This is a genomic window from Paenibacillus bovis (genome assembly GCF_001421015.2).
Taxonomy (GTDB): Bacteria; Bacillota; Bacilli; order Paenibacillales; family Paenibacillaceae; genus Saccharibacillus; species Saccharibacillus bovis.
Genome location: NZ_CP013023.1, coordinates 2,497,179 through 2,512,509, shown reverse-complemented (window position 1 = coordinate 2,512,509; position 15,331 = coordinate 2,497,179). Strand labels below are relative to the sequence as shown.

Genomic DNA, 15,331 nt, shown 5'->3' with positions numbered 1-15,331 from the left:
TAGAAATCCATTTTTCGCCCATTCAAAATAAATTCCCGGATCACAGACTACCCACTCTCGTTCAAAGTGATGGTCTATGATCCGGGAATCCAGGATACTCGCTCTACGTTCTATCCTTTTTATCACTACCCGAACTGCAGGTATCTGGTGACTATAACCATTTTAGGATAAAAGAAGTGTTTTTCAGTTGTTATATGCTTTAATAGAAGTCAAAGCAACCTTTTTCTCTATTTCATGTGACAGATAAAAATAACAGTATCCTGTAAGTCATATACCTGTAATTTCATATCTAGACTAATCCATATTTTTGATAATACGATCTACAAGACGCAGTGTAATCTCGCGTTCTTCACGACTGAATCCACTAAATACTTCCTCGATCGTCTGGGTCGCCTTAGCAGCGAGATCATCCAGAATACTGCGGCAGTAATCGGTCAGATAAATCAGATTGGTACGGCGGTCATCGGGATGGGGCACACGCGTAACCATACCACGACGGATCATGTTATCGATCAGTCTGGATACACTGGGCTGATCTTTGCGGGATAACCGGGCGAGGCGGTTCTGTGTCTGTCCGTCTCTTTTCCATAGATAGGAAATCAGGATCCATTGCTCATGGGTTACCGGATAACCAGCATCCCTGAACCGCTGATTTAACCGATTGTTTGTCAGTCGTGAAGCAATTGCCAATTTGTAGCCGATTGAATTTTCTAAAGCGTAAGGAACATTTGTTGTCATTCCCGTCTATCTCCTTTGAACCGAATCCGTATTATTGCTGGTCCCGGAAGATCACTTCCAGGGCCAGGTTGGGAAAGTACGTCGCGCAGTTTTGGATTTGGCGCCGTCCTGATCATCATCTGTGTCACGATGGCTCGTGGACTCCAGATGATCAACGAGACGGTTCAGCCGTTCCAGTTGGTAACCATAATCATACATCACTGCAGCTACGATCGACAATCTTAGCACACCGCCAAAATTCTCCTGGTAACGTTCGATCATCGTATCGAGGAATTTATCGTTGGCTTCTTCGACTTCTTCCGCTTCGCTGTTGTTATTTTTGATTTTGTTGTTCAGTTTGAGCAGAATATGCTCATGGAATTTGATCAGCTGCTCCAGATGGGCATCAAAGTATTCATCAATTTCCGGTGTTCGTTCCGCCTGGAAATAATGCTGCTCAATCGCTGTTAATACATCATTTCCCTTACGCAGTGAAGTGACCATCTGCTTGTTGACGACCAGATGCCGCTGACGGCTGAGCGAAGCTTTTTTGAGCTTTTTGGACTCTTCTTCCATCAGGTTGTACTTGTCGGACAGAGATTGAATAGCCCCCTCGAGTGCACGTTTTTCCTCGCGGAAGACGGTTTCTTTGATTTCATCCGATACGGCTGTACGCAGCAGCAGGGATAAACGGCTGAATGTTGTCTCAATCTGGGCCTTGAACTGTCCGAGCGGCTTGGGCGGAGCAACGAGTATATTAATCAGGAAAGCCGAGACGATCCCGATAATACTGAGGGTAAAGCGATTGACAGCGAACTGCCATTGTCCCTGACCGGATACCTCCATAACCGAGATAACCGTAACCAGGGTAAGACCGATCGTATCGCCCATATTCAGCCGCAGACAGATCATTATAACTACAATACACATCAGTCCGACGGCTATCGGTTCATTCGAGAATACCATCCCGCCGAGCAGGGCAAGTATCGCTCCCAGTGTATTCGTCTGAATCTGATCCAGAAAATAGCGAAATGAACGATAAATCGAGGGCTGCATCGCAAAGATAGCAGCAATAGCCGCGATAACAGGCGGCGTCAGATTAAGCCAGGAGCTAGCGTATAAAGCAAGCGTAACCGCAATTCCGGTTTTCAGCATGCGGGCTCCAAAATTCACGGATGTTCCTCCTTTGTTATTACAGTTAGTAGGATTGGGTTCTGGGATAGCAAATGCAGAATATAGTATATTACCCGTATATGTGCCTGTATAATGCAGGAGGATTTATTTTTTGCCGCGCAGCATCCGCAGCAGATGTTCACGGTAGCGAAGCATAACCCATTTGATCACGACATAAATAATAATGCCAAAAACCAGACTGTTTACCGCAGCGCCTACACTAAAATCAATACCCGCATCCCGCCAGCGATGAGCATGATGAATCGGCTGCATATAATCTTCAGGCCAGTCCGGAATCCGCACATTGGGCATTCGGGAAGGCAGACTGGCAGAGCGCCAGAGTGTCACAAGAAAGTGTCCGGTATGATAATTCATAAAAAAGGTAAGCGGCCAGACAAAGGAATCGAGTGATGCCGCAAAGATAGCTGCTGGCAAAGCACCTTTAAACAACCTGTTCAATCCGAGTGATAGCAGCGGACCGATACCAAGCAGCGGGTACCAGCTGGGAACAAGTCCTACTGCAAAGCCTACCGCTACCTGATGCGCTCCTTTTCGAAGACGGAGGAGCCGGATCGTGTTTAACTTAAGATAGCGTCCAATACGTATTTTTCTCATTGCTGGTCTCCATGGTGTGACCTTTAATTCCAGTACAGTTTATTGTAACTTGTTCTATTACGCTTGAAAAGCTTGGTGTCTATATTGTCACCAAAACACAAAAAAACGCTTATACGTTATCAACGGTATACAGCGCTTTTTTGTGAAGAGTATAAGTTACTTGATAATCATTTATTTGTTTCAAATTATCCAGTTGTCCATTAGATTATGATTCTTTACTTTCAATTAGCGTCCTGCAGCAGAGCCCTGCAGCAATTCATGCAGACGATCCGGATAATCCGTTATAATGCCACTCACTCCCATTCGGATCAATTCACGCATCTCGGCAGGATCATTTATAGTAAACGGATTATAAATGATCCCCTGGTCAGCCGCCTGCTGCACCATGCTATGATTCATAAACTTGTAATACGGATGCAGGGCCGAGGCTCCGATACTGCGCGCATATTTCCACGGTTCAAACAGATTCTCTCCATACAGAATCGCTGTCCGAATCTCCGGCGCGATACGTTTGCAGATCACGAGCGAATAATGGTTAAAGCTGGAGATCAGCACTCGCTGGGACAGTCCGCGTTTGCGGATAGCAGCGATGACTTTTTCCTCCATACCTTCATAGGGTTCCATATTATTTTTCAATTCTACATTAAGCATCATTCCGGTAGGCTCTATCCAGTCCAGCAGCTGCCCAAGTGTAGGAATACGCTCACCGGCAAATTCACTGCTGTACCATGACCCTGCATCAAGTTCGGTGATCTGGCGATAGGTCAAATCCTTGATCTCTCCGGGCTGTCCGGTCGTACGCTGTACGCTCTCGTCGTGAATCAGTACAAGGCGTCCATCCTTGGTCATCTGTACATCCGTCTCAATACCTGTAGCTCCAAGCTCCAGGCTTTTTTTGAAAGCAGCCATCGTATTCTCCGGACAATATCTCGAAGCTCCACGATGCGCATAGTTTACAATCGTATTCATTGTATAGGCTCCTTTCGGCCAGACGCTATAAGTAGTAGAACTCATGTATACATACTAAGTACTTTGACCATTATAATGTTCCAATATTCGGGGAATGTCAAATATGACAGAACAGCTGTGTTTTGACGTTTGTGCTTCTGACTTGCCGGATAGATACCTGTATTTATATAACAAAAAAGATCGCCCTCCTATAAAGGAGAACGATCTTGAAGGAGCAGCTGCAGAGCAGCCGAATACACTCCAAAAGCTGTGCAATTTATTTGACAAGTGCTTTGTTGGCCAGTGTCTGAGTATCTGTCAGCATCGTAGCAATATCCATACCATAATGATTACCAAGCAGAATAACAAGCACATCATCGTCCAGGTTATAAGTGAATCCGGTCGCATAACCTGTACCGCTGCCGTTGTGGTAAATGGTATGTTTGCCGGCTACATCCTTGATCAGGAACGCATAACCGTATGGCTTGAGTGCAGAATACGGTGTGAACATCCGGTCAATCGTCTGCTCACTCAGAATCGTATGATTGGCAAAGGAACGATACCATTTCATCATATCATCCAGACTGGAGTAGAACGTACCTGTACCGGACTGGGACGCGTAATAACCCGCTTCGGACCACTCATCGGTAGCTTTGTCTTTGACATAACCTTTGATCGTTTTGGACTCCGGTGTAGCTTCGCCGGTATCTTTCATATTCAGCGGATCGAGGAACGTATGCTGGATATATTGTCCATACGTCTCGCCGGATACCTGCTCTACAATATAGGCAAGCAGCACATACCCCTGATTGCTGTAGTTGAACGTTGTACCTGGTTCAAAACGCAGCGGCTTGGTCTTGATCTCGTTGACGGTATCCTGCAACGTTACTCCTTCACCACGGGTAAAGTTAGAGTTGAAACCAGCCGTATGCGAAAGCAGCATATGGATCGTCATCTCGTCACCGCGTGGGAAATCCGGGATATACTTGGTCAGCTTATCATCGAGACTGATTTTGCCTTCTTCCACCAGCTTCATGATTGAAGATGCGGTAAAAGATTTGCTCAGTGAAGCGATCCGGGAGACGCCGTCCGGATCAGTTGTGCTTTGTCCGCCGGACAGACCGTAGCCTTTTTTCAGTACTACTTTGCCTTTGTAGGCTACCAGTGCCAGACCGGAATAGCCCTGCTTTTGCAAATAGTCATCTACCGTCTTCGCCGAACTGTTCATAACCGTTTCCTGATCCGGCGTCAAATTGATTGTGGCCAGCTCCGGTGTAGAATTCAGGGTCAGCTTCGCTTTAAAAGCATCTGCCAGAAAACGTGCCGGTACCATCATCGTTCCGCTCACATTCCGCGATGGTTCCGGCATTTGGATGGTATATCCATCCAGTGTGATTACCGATGTATTCGGTGTATGTACAATGGTATCTCCATTGCTGTACATAACCACCGAACGGGTAGGTGCATCCCATGTTGCTTTTGCTCCCAGTGCACTGGCTGCTTCACGCAGCGGTACCATGGTTGTACCGTTCATTACGAATGGTGCCGTTGACCAGTTGATTTCCTGGCCGGCAATAGTGATAACAGCAGGCTTTTCACTCGTTGCTGCCTGTACCTGTGGTATGGAATATGAAGCTGATCCGATCGATACGGTTAATGCGCTGACAACAGCCAGCTTGGTGATCATCGCAAGCTTGTTGCCTTTTGATTTGAATAACATGATGATAAAATCCTCCCGAGTCCAAAGTAGCATTATTCTTATGCTCATGCAGCCGATAAATGCAGCACTATCTATTATAGAGGTCGAAGCTTGGCAGAAGCAAGGCAATGCTGCAATCTGCGGATTGTTTTCAAGCTGAATTTTGATAGGGTTCAATCAGCCGCTTCTATTTGTTTCCCTGTAATTATGTACTCCTTTTTGCCTACAAAGTTGTGCTTGTGGATTGAAATTTTACAGAAAGCAGTGATCTAGGACTGCTATATATATGAAAAAAGGCATACCGGGGAATGCACGGTTATGCCTTTTTTGCTGATATTTTATGATAGACAAATTCACTTGAACAGCTCAGGCTAATCCCCGCCGGATCAGATTCGCGGATACCGGTTTTTTGTCCAGCTCGCGCGACCATACCGACATCTGTCCCATATGGTGAATCTCGTGCGCGATTACATGACGCATGACTTCACCGTAGGTATACTGCTCGGAGCTGCCGTCTTCGCGAACAGCTTGCAGTATTTGCTGCTCCATCTCGGGCTTCCATGCACTTACATACTCGCTAATTTCCGGGCGAAAGTGTTCGGATAAAGCAGCGATCTGTTCGAGCGAATCTGCGGATTGGAACAGCTCGCTTTGATCGGGCTTGCCCTGCAAATCACAAATCCAGCTGTATTCCACGTCGACAATATGATTCAGCGTCTTCAGAATACTGCCTACTCCGCCTGTACGCTCTCGCTCAAGTTCTACGGTCGGCAGCTCCTTACACCAGTCCAGCCATTCTTGCCGAACCTGCCAGTTGTAGCGAAATAACATTTCCATAAGTGTGCCTCCTTTTATCCTGTTATACGCACTTTTTTATACATTATAAAGGGAATAATAAAATAGCAGCTGTAAATATTGTCGGCTATGCTGCTCACAGGAAATGATACAGATAGGTTTTGCCATCCATACTGCGTTGATCCGGATCATAAATAATTGCGTTAATCAGCTGTTCGACGGTCAGCGTCATAATGAACTTTTGCAGCTCTCTCTGTGTATCAAACTGCAATCGTAGTGCCTGATGCTGTCCGTCCTGCAATGCTATATCCCAGGTAGGTAATTGTGACATGATCGTCTCTCCTTTTTGACAAATGGTAAGTAGCAATGAGCAGAATCTGTTTTACTTTAATACCCTTATTGCCCTACCCTGCTTATCATTACCCGGGAAATGGAGAAAAGATCTGGATACCTTCCCCGTCCACTACACCTAGTCTATAGCTGCAGACTGACTACGAATTCAATCGAATTCCATATCGTGTGAATCCACCGGCTTCAGGCGATATGACAGATAATTGCGGGTATGTATCTACCCATACCGCTGCAGCCGCCGAAGAAGAAAATACAGCCGTAATAGATGAATCGTTCGCAGTCTGTTGATCCTGATCTTCTGATAGCAAAGATACGCGATCTGCTGCAAGATGTTCCCGCGTTCCGAGTGTGATCGACCAGTTGTAGTCTGCCTGTGGAGCGACCATTCCCTGCTGTCTAACATATGCAGATACTACATCACGATTTTCTATCTGGGCATCTAATACGATGCGTTGTCCATCGGGATTGGCCAACACCGTTGTATAGGCGCGATACTGATTGGTAATAATAATAAATTCCATATCTTCGGTAACCGGAGTACCCTGATATCGTAAATGCCGGATTCGACGACCATCCGGCTGCACAAGCTGACCGGAAGCATCGTAACGCGCCGGAGAGGAAACATCGATCAGATAGCTGATTCCGTCTATAACATCAAAGTTAAATGGCGAGAAAGCCGGATTAATCAATTCCTGTTCTGCCTGTCCCAGCGGGTCTATTTTATTGAATAATCCGGCGGACCATTCCAGCCATTCCCGCAGTTCATCTCCATTCAGCCGTACAGCACACAGTGTATTGGCATAGCTGTAAATATCCGAGATATGCTGCAATGTCAGCTCACCCGAAGGAATATCCGTATAGTGTCCGGCTCCATAGCGCCCGCCTGTTTTGAAAGCAGACGCTGCCGATAGCAGCGGCATGTCGGCATATTCCGTTCCTTTCAACATTTTATGGGCATACCAGAGCTGGGCATCATTAATAATCTGTACAACCGGATTATCCATCACCAGTGCAAAGTAGCTGTATAATGGCTCCGATGTACGTCCTACCGGTGTACGGATATAAGCCAGTGTACGCTTATGTGCTGTCCTTGCGGCCTCCTGCAGTTGCTGGTCGGCATCAGTATCCGTCAGATCATCCGACACAGAACGCAGCATGGCATGTCCATCCACTACCTTCCACTGCCCGGCAATATACTGCAGATCCAGATCGATAATACCCAGATGACTGCCCCATACTCCCGGTTCTACTGCAGGCACACCATTGATCGTTCCTTTTTCCAGATCGACACCGGGACGTCCGGCAAATTCCTCTCCCGGATACCGCTTGTGCGCATGTCCAAAAATAAGAGCATCCACGCCGCTAATCCGACTGAGCGGCAGTGCTGCATTTTCCGAAATGGATGGGTCACTGTCTTCCATATATCCGGTATGAGCGAGCAGTACAATAATATCGGCTCCTGCAGCCTGCAAATGAGGAACCATCGCTTCTGCTGTCTCCACCATATCCTGTACACTGACATTCCCTTCCAGATGCCCTTTATCCCAGTTCAGAATCTGCGGCGGGACCAGGCCGATAATGCCAATATTCAGTAGAGCCGACTCACCATGTTCTCCCTGCATTTCCCGTGAAAGGATCAAATATGGCTGCAGCAACGGTGTAGGCGGCTGTCCGGCTGGAGTTCGATATACATTGGCATTGGTATATGGGAATTCTGCTCCAGCCAGGCATTGCTCCAGATAATCCAATCCATAATTGAATTCATGATTGCCTACAGTAGCAGCATCGTACTGCAATAAATTCATCAAATGGATCATCGGATGTACGCCTATAGCATCGTTAGCCATAGTATTTGGATCGGTAGATAATACTGAATCGTTTGAACGATGACTGTCTTCTCTACTTATCGGCTGCTGCCAGAACAGGCTGGAAGCTGCATAATCACCAACCGGATTTCCCTGGATAATATCACCGTTATCCAGCAGCAGGTGATTGTACACCTCTTCACGTGCCTGATGGATCAGCAACGCGGTACGCGATAATCCCATGTCTCCAGTATCTATATTCCGGTAATAATCGTAACCGGTTAATGCTACATGCAGATCGGTCGTTGCCATTAACCGAAGTTGATAATTTGCTACAGCATCGGTTGTTTTGGGTTGATTGTATCCGGCTATGGTAGTAGCGCCGGGCAGTCTGGATTCTGTCATAAATGAAATAATTCCCTTCTGTCGGTTGTTCATTGGAGCAGCCGGAATATCACTACTGCATTAGCCGTAAGCTCCCGGCTGCATATCCGGTTCACTCTATCACACTACCATTAGCACAGTGTAAATTCTCCATTTAACACTCTAGATTCATTTTACTTTACAGTAACATAACTCGATATTGATTTTGATCCTTGGCTGTTAATATTTCGTTTGTGACCTTATTACCCAACTGACAGCAGTCATCGGGAAAGACACAAATGAAGTACATAATTACATCCTAGGGGGAAATCAAGTTGTTTAAAAAAGTATTCGCGCTGGGCATGACCATTGCCCTGGCTGCCGGTCTGACGGCCTGTGGCACCAATAGTTCGTCATCTGCCAGTTCCGGTAATGCTGCAGGCAGCACCAGCTTTGTACCCAAAGAACTGAGAGTCCAATTCGTTCCATCCCAGAATGCAGAGACACTCGAAGCAAAAGCCAAACCGCTGGAGAAATTGCTTGGTGACAAACTGGGCATCCCTGTAAAAGTAACAGTCTCGCCGGATTACAATACCATTGTCGAAGCTATGGCTTCCAAGCAGATCGATGTAGGATTCCTGCCTCCAAATGCCTATGTACTGGCGCATGATAATCGCAAAGCCGCAGATCTGCTGCTGCAGGCACAGCGCTATGGTGTTAATGACGAGACCGGCCAACCTACAACAGACAAAGTCAACTTTTATAAATCCATGATTATTGTTAAAAAAGACTCACCTATCAAATCCCTCGCGGATCTAAAAGGTAAAAAAATAGGCTGGCAGGATGTAACCTCATCTGCAGGCTATGTCTTCCCGGCCGCCGAGCTTAAGGCAGCAGGTGTTGATCCCGATACGGATGTACAGGGGGTAACGATCAAAGGTCATGATGCTGCTGTTATGGCACTGCTGAACGGTCAGGTAGATGCTGTCGCTGTGTTCCAGGATGCGCGCAATAATGTAAAAAAAGATGTACCGGACGTTTTCGAACAGACACGTGTCCTGCATTTCACTGCTCCGATTCCGAACGATACGATCAGCGTACGCTCCGACATGGATCAGGCGTGGCGCGACAAGATCAGTCAGGCATTTATCGATATCGGTAACGATCCTGAAGGTCAGAAAGTCATCGAAGAAATCTATACTCATGTTGGTTACGAAAAAGGCGATGACAAAAACTTCGAACCTGTACGCAAGTATGCCGAAGCGGTAGGTCAGGCGACCAAATAACCCACTTAGATGATTCCTGCTAAAATCCTGTTATTTACTTATAAGTTCAAGTCATTTTACTGATCCGTACATTCACACTTTAAGGCAGCACCGTCCTTATTTTGCGGGCGGTGCTGTCTATTGTAATTTCCTAATAGAAAGTGGGTTTTTCATGATTGAATTCCATAATGTCTCCAAAGTCTACCCTAACGGTACCCGTGGTCTGAACAATATCAATCTGACGATCCATCAAGGCGAAATGGTCGTCATCGTCGGTCTGTCCGGCGCCGGGAAGTCTACGCTGCTACGTTCGATCAATCGACTGCACGATATTACCGAAGGCGATATCCAGATTAATGGTCAATCGATCACCAATGCATCCGGCAGTGGACTGCGGCGGATTCGCCGGGGGATCGGTATGATCTTCCAGAGCTTTAACCTGGTTAAACGGTCTACTGTACTGCGCAATGTATTGTCCGGGCGTGTCGGTCACCATTCTACACTTCGTACGGTACTCGGCATGTTCCCGGCCGAAGATACCGAACTGGCGATGGATGCACTGGAGCGCGTCAATATTCGCGACAAAGCCTACAGCCGCGCAGATCAGCTGTCCGGCGGTCAGCAGCAGCGTGTCTCTATCGCCCGTGCGCTGGCACAGCAGCCGCAGATTATTCTGGCGGATGAACCAGTCGCTTCACTGGATCCTTTGACGACCCGTCAGGTTATGGATGATCTGCAGCGTATTAACCGGGAGCTGAATATTACAACGATCATCAATCTTCATTTTATTGATCTGGCACGTCAGTATGCGACCCGGATTATCGGTCTGCGGGCAGGCGAAGTGGTTTTTGACGGTACACCGGAAGAAGCGACCGACGAAGTGTTCTCCCATATTTATGGACGGTCTATTCACCGCGATGAGGTACTGGGTGATCATCCGCCAGGTGAAGATATTGTTACCGTTATTCCGGATGCTGCTCCGGTTCGTACCGGTGGAGCTCAATCATGAAGGCCGCTGCTATTGAAGCTCCGCAGCGCTACAAACGTTATCTGACCTGGATCTTTTTTGTGGTATTGATTGTCGTATGTGCGATCCAGACAGAGGTTACTCCCTATCAGCTAATCGTCGGTCTGCCGCAAATGGGTACACTGCTGGCCGAGATGGTACCGCCGGACTGGAGCTATTTGCCGACGATCTGGAAACCTATGGTCGAGACAATCCAGATTGCACTGGTCGGTACGATGCTGGGCGGTATCCTGGCGATTCCGTTTGCCCTGCTCTGCGCGTATAATGTAATGCCCAACCGGGCGGTATCCGTCCCGGTTCGTCTAATTTTGAATCTGGTTCGTACTGTGCCGGATTTGTTGTTTGCAGCTATTTTTGTTGCGATCTTTGGTATTGGGCCTTTTGCGGGGATGCTGGCTATTATGTTCTTTTCCTTCGGACTTATTGCCAAGCTGACCTTTGAAGCTATTGAATCGATTGATCCTGGTCCATTGGAAGCGATGACCGCTGTAGGCGCGAACAAAATCCAGCTGATCATGTTTGGTGTTCTTCCTCAGGCGATGCCTCATTATATGTCCTATCTGCTGTATGCTTTTGAAGTAAATGTCCGTGCCGCTTCGGTACTCGGTCTGGTCGGCGCAGGTGGAATCGGTCTGCTGCTGGACCGGTCGCTCGGATTGTTCCGGTATGACCGGGCAGCGATTATTATTTTACTGACTCTGGTCATCGTACTTGTGATTGACTATGGCAGTACGATATTACGGAGGAAATTGCTATGAATACATTAACCACCAAACCGCTCTGGTATCGTCTACGTCCCTGGGTGTGGATTATACTGCTGATTGCCGTTTATCTGTGGGCATTTAATGGGCTGAATTTTGAAGGCGTCCAGTCTACCGCCAAAAGTGTATCGCTTTCTATTATCGATGGCTTTGCCCATCCGGACTGGGATTATGTCTATGATCCTGAAGGCGAGGATCTGCTGCGCGGTCTGCTGGATACGCTGATTATTTCGATTCTTGGTACGTTTGTTTCTGCTTTTCTGTGTATTCCGTTTGCCTTTTGGGCTGCTGCTAATATCAGTCGCCTGCGTGCCATTTCAGGCACAGGTAAAGTAGTATTGAGCGTTATTCGTGTATTTCCCGAGATGATCGTAGCCATTCTGTTTATCAAGGCAGTCGGTCCCGGTTCATTTGCCGGTGTACTGGCTCTTGGAGTCCATTCGGTCGGGATGCTCGCCAAACTGTATTCTGAATCGATCGAGACGATTGATCCGGGTCCATCCGAAGCACTGACTGCTGCCGGAGCGAGCAAGCTGCAGGTACTCTGGTTCGCTGTACTGCCGCAGGTTATCCCGCAATTTCTCTCCTATTCGCTGTATCGGTTCGAAATTAATATGCGCTCGGCTACTACACTCGGTCTGGTCGGTGCAGGCGGAATCGGTACACCGCTGCTGTTTGCGCTGCAGATGCGCAACTGGAATCGTGTAGGTGTGATTCTGCTGGGAATTATTATTCTGGTAGTACTGACAGATTTGATTTCCGGCTGGATTCGTAAACGCATTGTGTAGGCGGATCATTTTTCGCCTCGACAGATTTATCAAAGATTGCATACAGTAAAAAGGCTGCTTCCCTTCCCTGATGGGTTTGGAGAAGCAGCCTTTTTACTTTTTCTATTTCTATCATGTTCATTTAAATTACTCATGCTGAATTATTATTTATTCTATACGCTCCTGCAATGGGTCGTCGGGGTAATGATGCTACATAGTAATTAGGCTTAGCCAATCCAGTCATCCTCCCCGCTTGACTGCTTTGAAAATAATAAAAGACGGCTTACGCCACTCATTCACAAGCGTAGGCATCTTTTCGATCGCACCCGGTATCGGTTCAGGCTCGTTTACCTGCTCAATCTGCAATCCATAGCGTATCATACCATTGAGCAGAGTAGACAAAGTACGATGATATTTAATCACATTGTCCACTACCCAGTGGGTATGACGAATGCCTTCTTCTGCATAGTTATCCAGTGCATAATACAGCCGTTTGCCTTCATGATCCTCAATCCAGCCATCCATATCCAGCTTGGCAGTCGTTACCGGATGCTCTGTAGAAAATACCAGATGCCCTCCTGGACGCAACCAGCCTGCAATCTGGTTCATTAGTGCATCATAATTTTCCACATAGTGAAAAGCGAGCGAGCTGACAATCAGATCAAAGGATGCCGGAGCAAAATCCAGCTCTTCCATCGGCCCATGAATATACCGTACCTGTGGATGTTCCGGTGCCTGGTTAAGCATTTTGGCCGAGATATCTGCACCCGTAACATGTGCTGCTCCCTGACTAACCATATAAGCAGCCAGCTGACCGGCACCACAGCCCAGATCCAGTACATTTTTGCCCTGAAGCTCGGGCAGCATTGCCATTAGGGCAGGCTGCTCCACAAAATCATTATATGTAATTCCTGTACTGCGTAATCGCTGATAATATTCGAAAAACTCCGGGTTATCGTAAATATTCTGACGCATGTTTAACGCCTCCTTTACCCGTGATCCAACCGGGAAATGTTGGAATTTGTAGCTCAGGTCTGTTATTTTAAATGTACCTGTAAGCAAGCGCAAGTGTCCGTTTACACTAACTCCAATTGGATAACAAAAGAGGTGGATAATCATGAAATCCAAATTACTGCGAATCACTGTTTTGGGCATTGTAGCCGTAATTGCTTTGACCTTTATTTATTATAGCGGTATTCAGAGAATCGAAGGCATCTATCAGGTCGTGGGTGTCACCAACAAAGGTATTATTATTCAGAGTGGCAGCGAAGAACATACTATACGGACAACACCTGATATCATGGCACTGATTCAGATGGATCATTTTTATGATATACAATATGAGAAAAAGCCGCTTCAGGAGCCGACACTCAATTATATCCGTCCTCGTTCATAATATGCCGAAGCTTGGTTGCGATCTGGGTAAAGTAAATACTCTCTTCCTGATTCCCCTTTTATTTTCAAATACCAAAAGCAGCCATAGATCATCCTCTGCGGATAGCGCTCCATGGCTGTTCGATTCTGACCTTGTTATAGACTATAGACTGCCCTAGCAACCCGTACATTGCATACAGCATAGGTTAAGACTGGCTTTATTTCATTTGCTGAAAAGACTTATAATGATTCGTCGTCTTGTAGATCAGCCCGTCGGTCGAATACAGTATCCGGTCAGCACCGCGAAATCCGGAAGTGTAATTAATATCTGCTTCATGCCATTTGCGACCCGAAGCCCGGGGCAACAATCCCTCACGGTTGCTGAATGTATCGCCGCCAATACTTTTGCCTGGTGCCACTTTATTCAGATTGCCTTTACCGGCATCCCAGCCCAGCTGTTCAGCTTCTTTTTTGGTTATATAATTGCAGGGCAATTCACCATGCTCCCGCAAATAATCAGCGACTCCATCAAAGGTATTGATAATCTGGCAGCCTGCCTGATCGGATGAAGCAGCAGGTGTAGAAGCAGATTCCGAACGATCACCGGACTTCTGGGCGGTAGGAGCGCTCTGCTGACTGTTCTCACCTGTCAAATGCAACCCAAGCCGGTCACCTGCTCCAAACAGCAGCAGAACAGCTGCGATTACTAATACAATAATACTGGATAATTTCTTGGACATAATTCCTCCTGTGTAGACATGCTGTAATAAAAGCAGCTGTTATCGTGCACTTTGACAGCTGCCCATCCCATTATCATAGCGTAATCTGCTGTCTGTCTACAACATTTTACAGCCTGCAGATCCAGTTTTTATCGCTCTGTATCCTTTACTAAGCATACAGGACAGTTGATAGCATGAATTTTTCACTTTATGATATACACGGTAGATATTATACATAATCAGATTAGTATGACCAGCTTACCGTGAATATAACCCATCATTTATAATGGTAACGCATTGTTCTAGTGAAAGGAGACTAATTCTCTATGAAATGGAAACTTTTAATGAAGAAATCCACTATAGCCATGTGGCTAATTGTCTATTCATTGGTTATTTCTGCGTTTACTTCCTTACTGCCTACAGTAGCGGCCAGCGGTATCGATCAACCAACAAAGGAACGAATCGAGCAGCAGTACGGACTGGATCTCTCCCGGCAAAACAATCTGGAAAAAGACTCTTTGTCCTTTGGTAATCCTGCAGGCGATTGGGGCTACAGTTCTATAGGCAACGATGAACCTATCAACTGGCTGCGTCTGGGCTGGGTATTATGGACGTTTATTCAATAATTGGAATCAGCCTACCAGAAAAGCCGATCATAAGGGCAAAGCAGCTCCCGCTTCATGTTTACTTGTTGCATCTCTATATCCTTCCTGCCTTGGATTTCCAGATGCTGAATGGGTATACGCCGAAATAAAAGCAGCGTACAGACCCACGCTATATTGCGTGTATATCTGTACGCTGCTTGTTTTATCCATAGTTGTCTCTCGTTCTCGTTCTCGTTCTCGTTCTCGTTCTCGTTCTCGTTCTCGTTCTCGTTCTCGTTCTCGTTCTCGTTCTCGTTCTCGTTCTCGTTCTCGTTCTCGTTCTCGTTCTCAACGATTATAACGATAGA

General features: G+C 46.7%; 16 protein-coding genes and 1 pseudogene. 6 read left to right on the top strand and 11 right to left on the bottom strand.

Going from position 1 to position 15,331, the window contains the following annotated elements; translation table 11 throughout:
* Positions 1 to 294: 294 nt before the first annotated feature.
* The 8 genes from AR543_RS10770 to AR543_RS10735 form a co-directional block, all read right to left on the bottom strand.
* The gene (locus AR543_RS10770; protein ID WP_060534264.1) at positions 295 to 738 is read right to left on the bottom strand and encodes a MarR family winged helix-turn-helix transcriptional regulator; all 444 of its coding nucleotides are present in this window, start codon (positions 736 to 738) and stop codon (positions 295 to 297) included.
* Between the two features lie 51 nt (positions 739 to 789).
* On the bottom strand, positions 790 to 1,890 hold the full coding sequence (locus AR543_RS10765; RefSeq protein ID WP_060534262.1) for an FUSC family protein: 1,101 nt from the start codon (positions 1,888 to 1,890) through the stop codon (positions 790 to 792).
* Between the two features lie 105 nt (positions 1,891 to 1,995).
* On the bottom strand, positions 1,996 to 2,505 hold the full coding sequence (locus AR543_RS10760; protein WP_060534261.1) for a DUF2062 domain-containing protein: 510 nt from the start codon (positions 2,503 to 2,505) through the stop codon (positions 1,996 to 1,998).
* Between the two features lie 225 nt (positions 2,506 to 2,730).
* Positions 2,731 to 3,474, bottom strand: coding sequence for a glycerophosphodiester phosphodiesterase (locus AR543_RS10755; RefSeq protein ID WP_060534259.1), 744 nt, complete (start codon positions 3,472 to 3,474; stop codon positions 2,731 to 2,733).
* Positions 3,475 to 3,730: 256 nt separating this feature from the next.
* Positions 3,731 to 5,173, bottom strand: a complete 1,443-nt coding sequence (locus tag AR543_RS10750; RefSeq protein WP_060534257.1) for a serine hydrolase domain-containing protein — start codon at positions 5,171 to 5,173, stop codon at positions 3,731 to 3,733.
* A gap of 345 nt (positions 5,174 to 5,518) precedes the next feature.
* Entirely contained in the window at positions 5,519 to 5,989 is a 471-nt protein-coding gene (locus tag AR543_RS10745; protein ID WP_060534255.1) for a DinB family protein, read from the bottom strand.
* A gap of 94 nt (positions 5,990 to 6,083) precedes the next feature.
* Positions 6,084 to 6,278, bottom strand: a complete 195-nt coding sequence (locus AR543_RS10740) for a hypothetical protein (RefSeq protein ID WP_060534253.1) — start codon at positions 6,276 to 6,278, stop codon at positions 6,084 to 6,086.
* Positions 6,279 to 6,438: 160 nt separating this feature from the next.
* Positions 6,439 to 8,508, bottom strand: coding sequence for a bifunctional 2',3'-cyclic-nucleotide 2'-phosphodiesterase/3'-nucleotidase (locus AR543_RS10735; protein ID WP_082472197.1), 2,070 nt, complete (start codon positions 8,506 to 8,508; stop codon positions 6,439 to 6,441).
* A 293-nt stretch (positions 8,509 to 8,801) separates the two neighbouring features.
* Between AR543_RS10735 and AR543_RS10730 the strand changes: the two genes are divergently transcribed.
* From AR543_RS10730 to phnE (AR543_RS10715), 4 genes are all read left to right on the top strand, one after another.
* On the top strand, positions 8,802 to 9,752 hold the full coding sequence (locus AR543_RS10730) for a phosphate/phosphite/phosphonate ABC transporter substrate-binding protein (protein WP_060534251.1): 951 nt from the start codon (positions 8,802 to 8,804) through the stop codon (positions 9,750 to 9,752).
* Between the two features lie 151 nt (positions 9,753 to 9,903).
* Positions 9,904 to 10,740, top strand: a complete 837-nt coding sequence (gene phnC, locus AR543_RS10725) for a phosphonate ABC transporter ATP-binding protein (protein WP_060534249.1) — start codon at positions 9,904 to 9,906, stop codon at positions 10,738 to 10,740.
* Positions 10,737 to 11,516, top strand: a complete 780-nt coding sequence (gene phnE, locus AR543_RS10720; protein WP_060534247.1) for a phosphonate ABC transporter, permease protein PhnE — start codon at positions 10,737 to 10,739, stop codon at positions 11,514 to 11,516. The genes phnC and phnE (AR543_RS10720) overlap by 4 nt, the downstream gene beginning before the upstream one ends.
* A complete protein-coding gene (gene phnE, locus AR543_RS10715) occupies positions 11,513 to 12,307 on the top strand; it encodes a phosphonate ABC transporter, permease protein PhnE (protein WP_060534245.1) in 795 nt (264 codons plus the stop codon). The genes phnE (AR543_RS10720) and phnE (AR543_RS10715) overlap by 4 nt, the downstream gene beginning before the upstream one ends.
* 219 nt (positions 12,308 to 12,526) lie before the next feature.
* Here the strand turns inward: phnE (AR543_RS10715) and AR543_RS10710 are convergent, their stop codons facing one another.
* Complete coding sequence (locus AR543_RS10710; protein ID WP_060534243.1) at positions 12,527 to 13,261, bottom strand: class I SAM-dependent methyltransferase; 735 nt, start codon at positions 13,259 to 13,261, stop codon at positions 12,527 to 12,529.
* Between the two features lie 142 nt (positions 13,262 to 13,403).
* Here AR543_RS10710 and AR543_RS10705 point away from each other — a divergent pair, with 142 nt between their 5' ends.
* Complete coding sequence (locus tag AR543_RS10705) at positions 13,404 to 13,682, top strand: hypothetical protein (RefSeq protein ID WP_060534241.1); 279 nt, start codon at positions 13,404 to 13,406, stop codon at positions 13,680 to 13,682.
* A 196-nt stretch (positions 13,683 to 13,878) separates the two neighbouring features.
* Here the strand turns inward: AR543_RS10705 and AR543_RS24970 are convergent, their stop codons facing one another.
* Positions 13,879 to 14,400 (bottom strand): ribonuclease, encoded by a 522-nt coding sequence (locus AR543_RS24970; RefSeq protein WP_060534239.1) that lies wholly within the window; start codon positions 14,398 to 14,400, stop codon positions 13,879 to 13,881.
* A gap of 305 nt (positions 14,401 to 14,705) precedes the next feature.
* Between AR543_RS24970 and AR543_RS10695 the strand changes: the two genes are divergently transcribed.
* Positions 14,706 to 15,005 (top strand): hypothetical protein, encoded by a 300-nt coding sequence (locus AR543_RS10695; protein ID WP_060534238.1) that lies wholly within the window; start codon positions 14,706 to 14,708, stop codon positions 15,003 to 15,005.
* Positions 15,006 to 15,032: 27 nt separating this feature from the next.
* Here the strand turns inward: AR543_RS10695 and AR543_RS25045 are convergent.
* Positions 15,033 to 15,245: pseudogene (locus AR543_RS25045) on the bottom strand (hypothetical protein); the annotation flags it as partial.
* Positions 15,246 to 15,331: the final 86 nt, after the last annotated feature.

Bases quoted from the DNA above. Each gene is read 5' to 3' on its own strand.
- AR543_RS10770 (WP_060534264.1), bottom strand. From the start codon at position 738: ATGACAACAAATGTTCCTTACGCTTTAGAAAATTCAATCGGCTACAAA.
- AR543_RS10760 (WP_060534261.1), bottom strand. From the start codon at position 2,505: ATGAGAAAAATACGTATTGGACGCTATCTTAAGTTAAACACGATCCGG.
- AR543_RS10755 (WP_060534259.1), bottom strand. From the start codon at position 3,474: ATGAATACGATTGTAAACTATGCGCATCGTGGAGCTTCGAGATATTGT.
- AR543_RS10750 (WP_060534257.1), bottom strand. From the start codon at position 5,173: ATGTTATTCAAATCAAAAGGCAACAAGCTTGCGATGATCACCAAGCTG.
- AR543_RS10745 (WP_060534255.1), bottom strand. From the start codon at position 5,989: ATGGAAATGTTATTTCGCTACAACTGGCAGGTTCGGCAAGAATGGCTG.
- AR543_RS10740 (WP_060534253.1), bottom strand. From the start codon at position 6,278: ATGTCACAATTACCTACCTGGGATATAGCATTGCAGGACGGACAGCAT.
- AR543_RS10735 (WP_082472197.1), bottom strand. From the start codon at position 8,508: ATGACAGAATCCAGACTGCCCGGCGCTACTACCATAGCCGGATACAAT.
- phnC (WP_060534249.1), top strand. From the start codon at position 9,904: ATGATTGAATTCCATAATGTCTCCAAAGTCTACCCTAACGGTACCCGT.
- phnE (WP_060534247.1), top strand. From the start codon at position 10,737: ATGAAGGCCGCTGCTATTGAAGCTCCGCAGCGCTACAAACGTTATCTG.
- phnE (WP_060534245.1), top strand. From the start codon at position 11,513: ATGAATACATTAACCACCAAACCGCTCTGGTATCGTCTACGTCCCTGG.
- AR543_RS10710 (WP_060534243.1), bottom strand. From the start codon at position 13,261: ATGCGTCAGAATATTTACGATAACCCGGAGTTTTTCGAATATTATCAG.
- AR543_RS10705 (WP_060534241.1), top strand. From the start codon at position 13,404: ATGAAATCCAAATTACTGCGAATCACTGTTTTGGGCATTGTAGCCGTA.
- AR543_RS24970 (WP_060534239.1), bottom strand. From the start codon at position 14,400: ATGTCCAAGAAATTATCCAGTATTATTGTATTAGTAATCGCAGCTGTT.
- AR543_RS10695 (WP_060534238.1), top strand. From the start codon at position 14,706: ATGAAATGGAAACTTTTAATGAAGAAATCCACTATAGCCATGTGGCTA.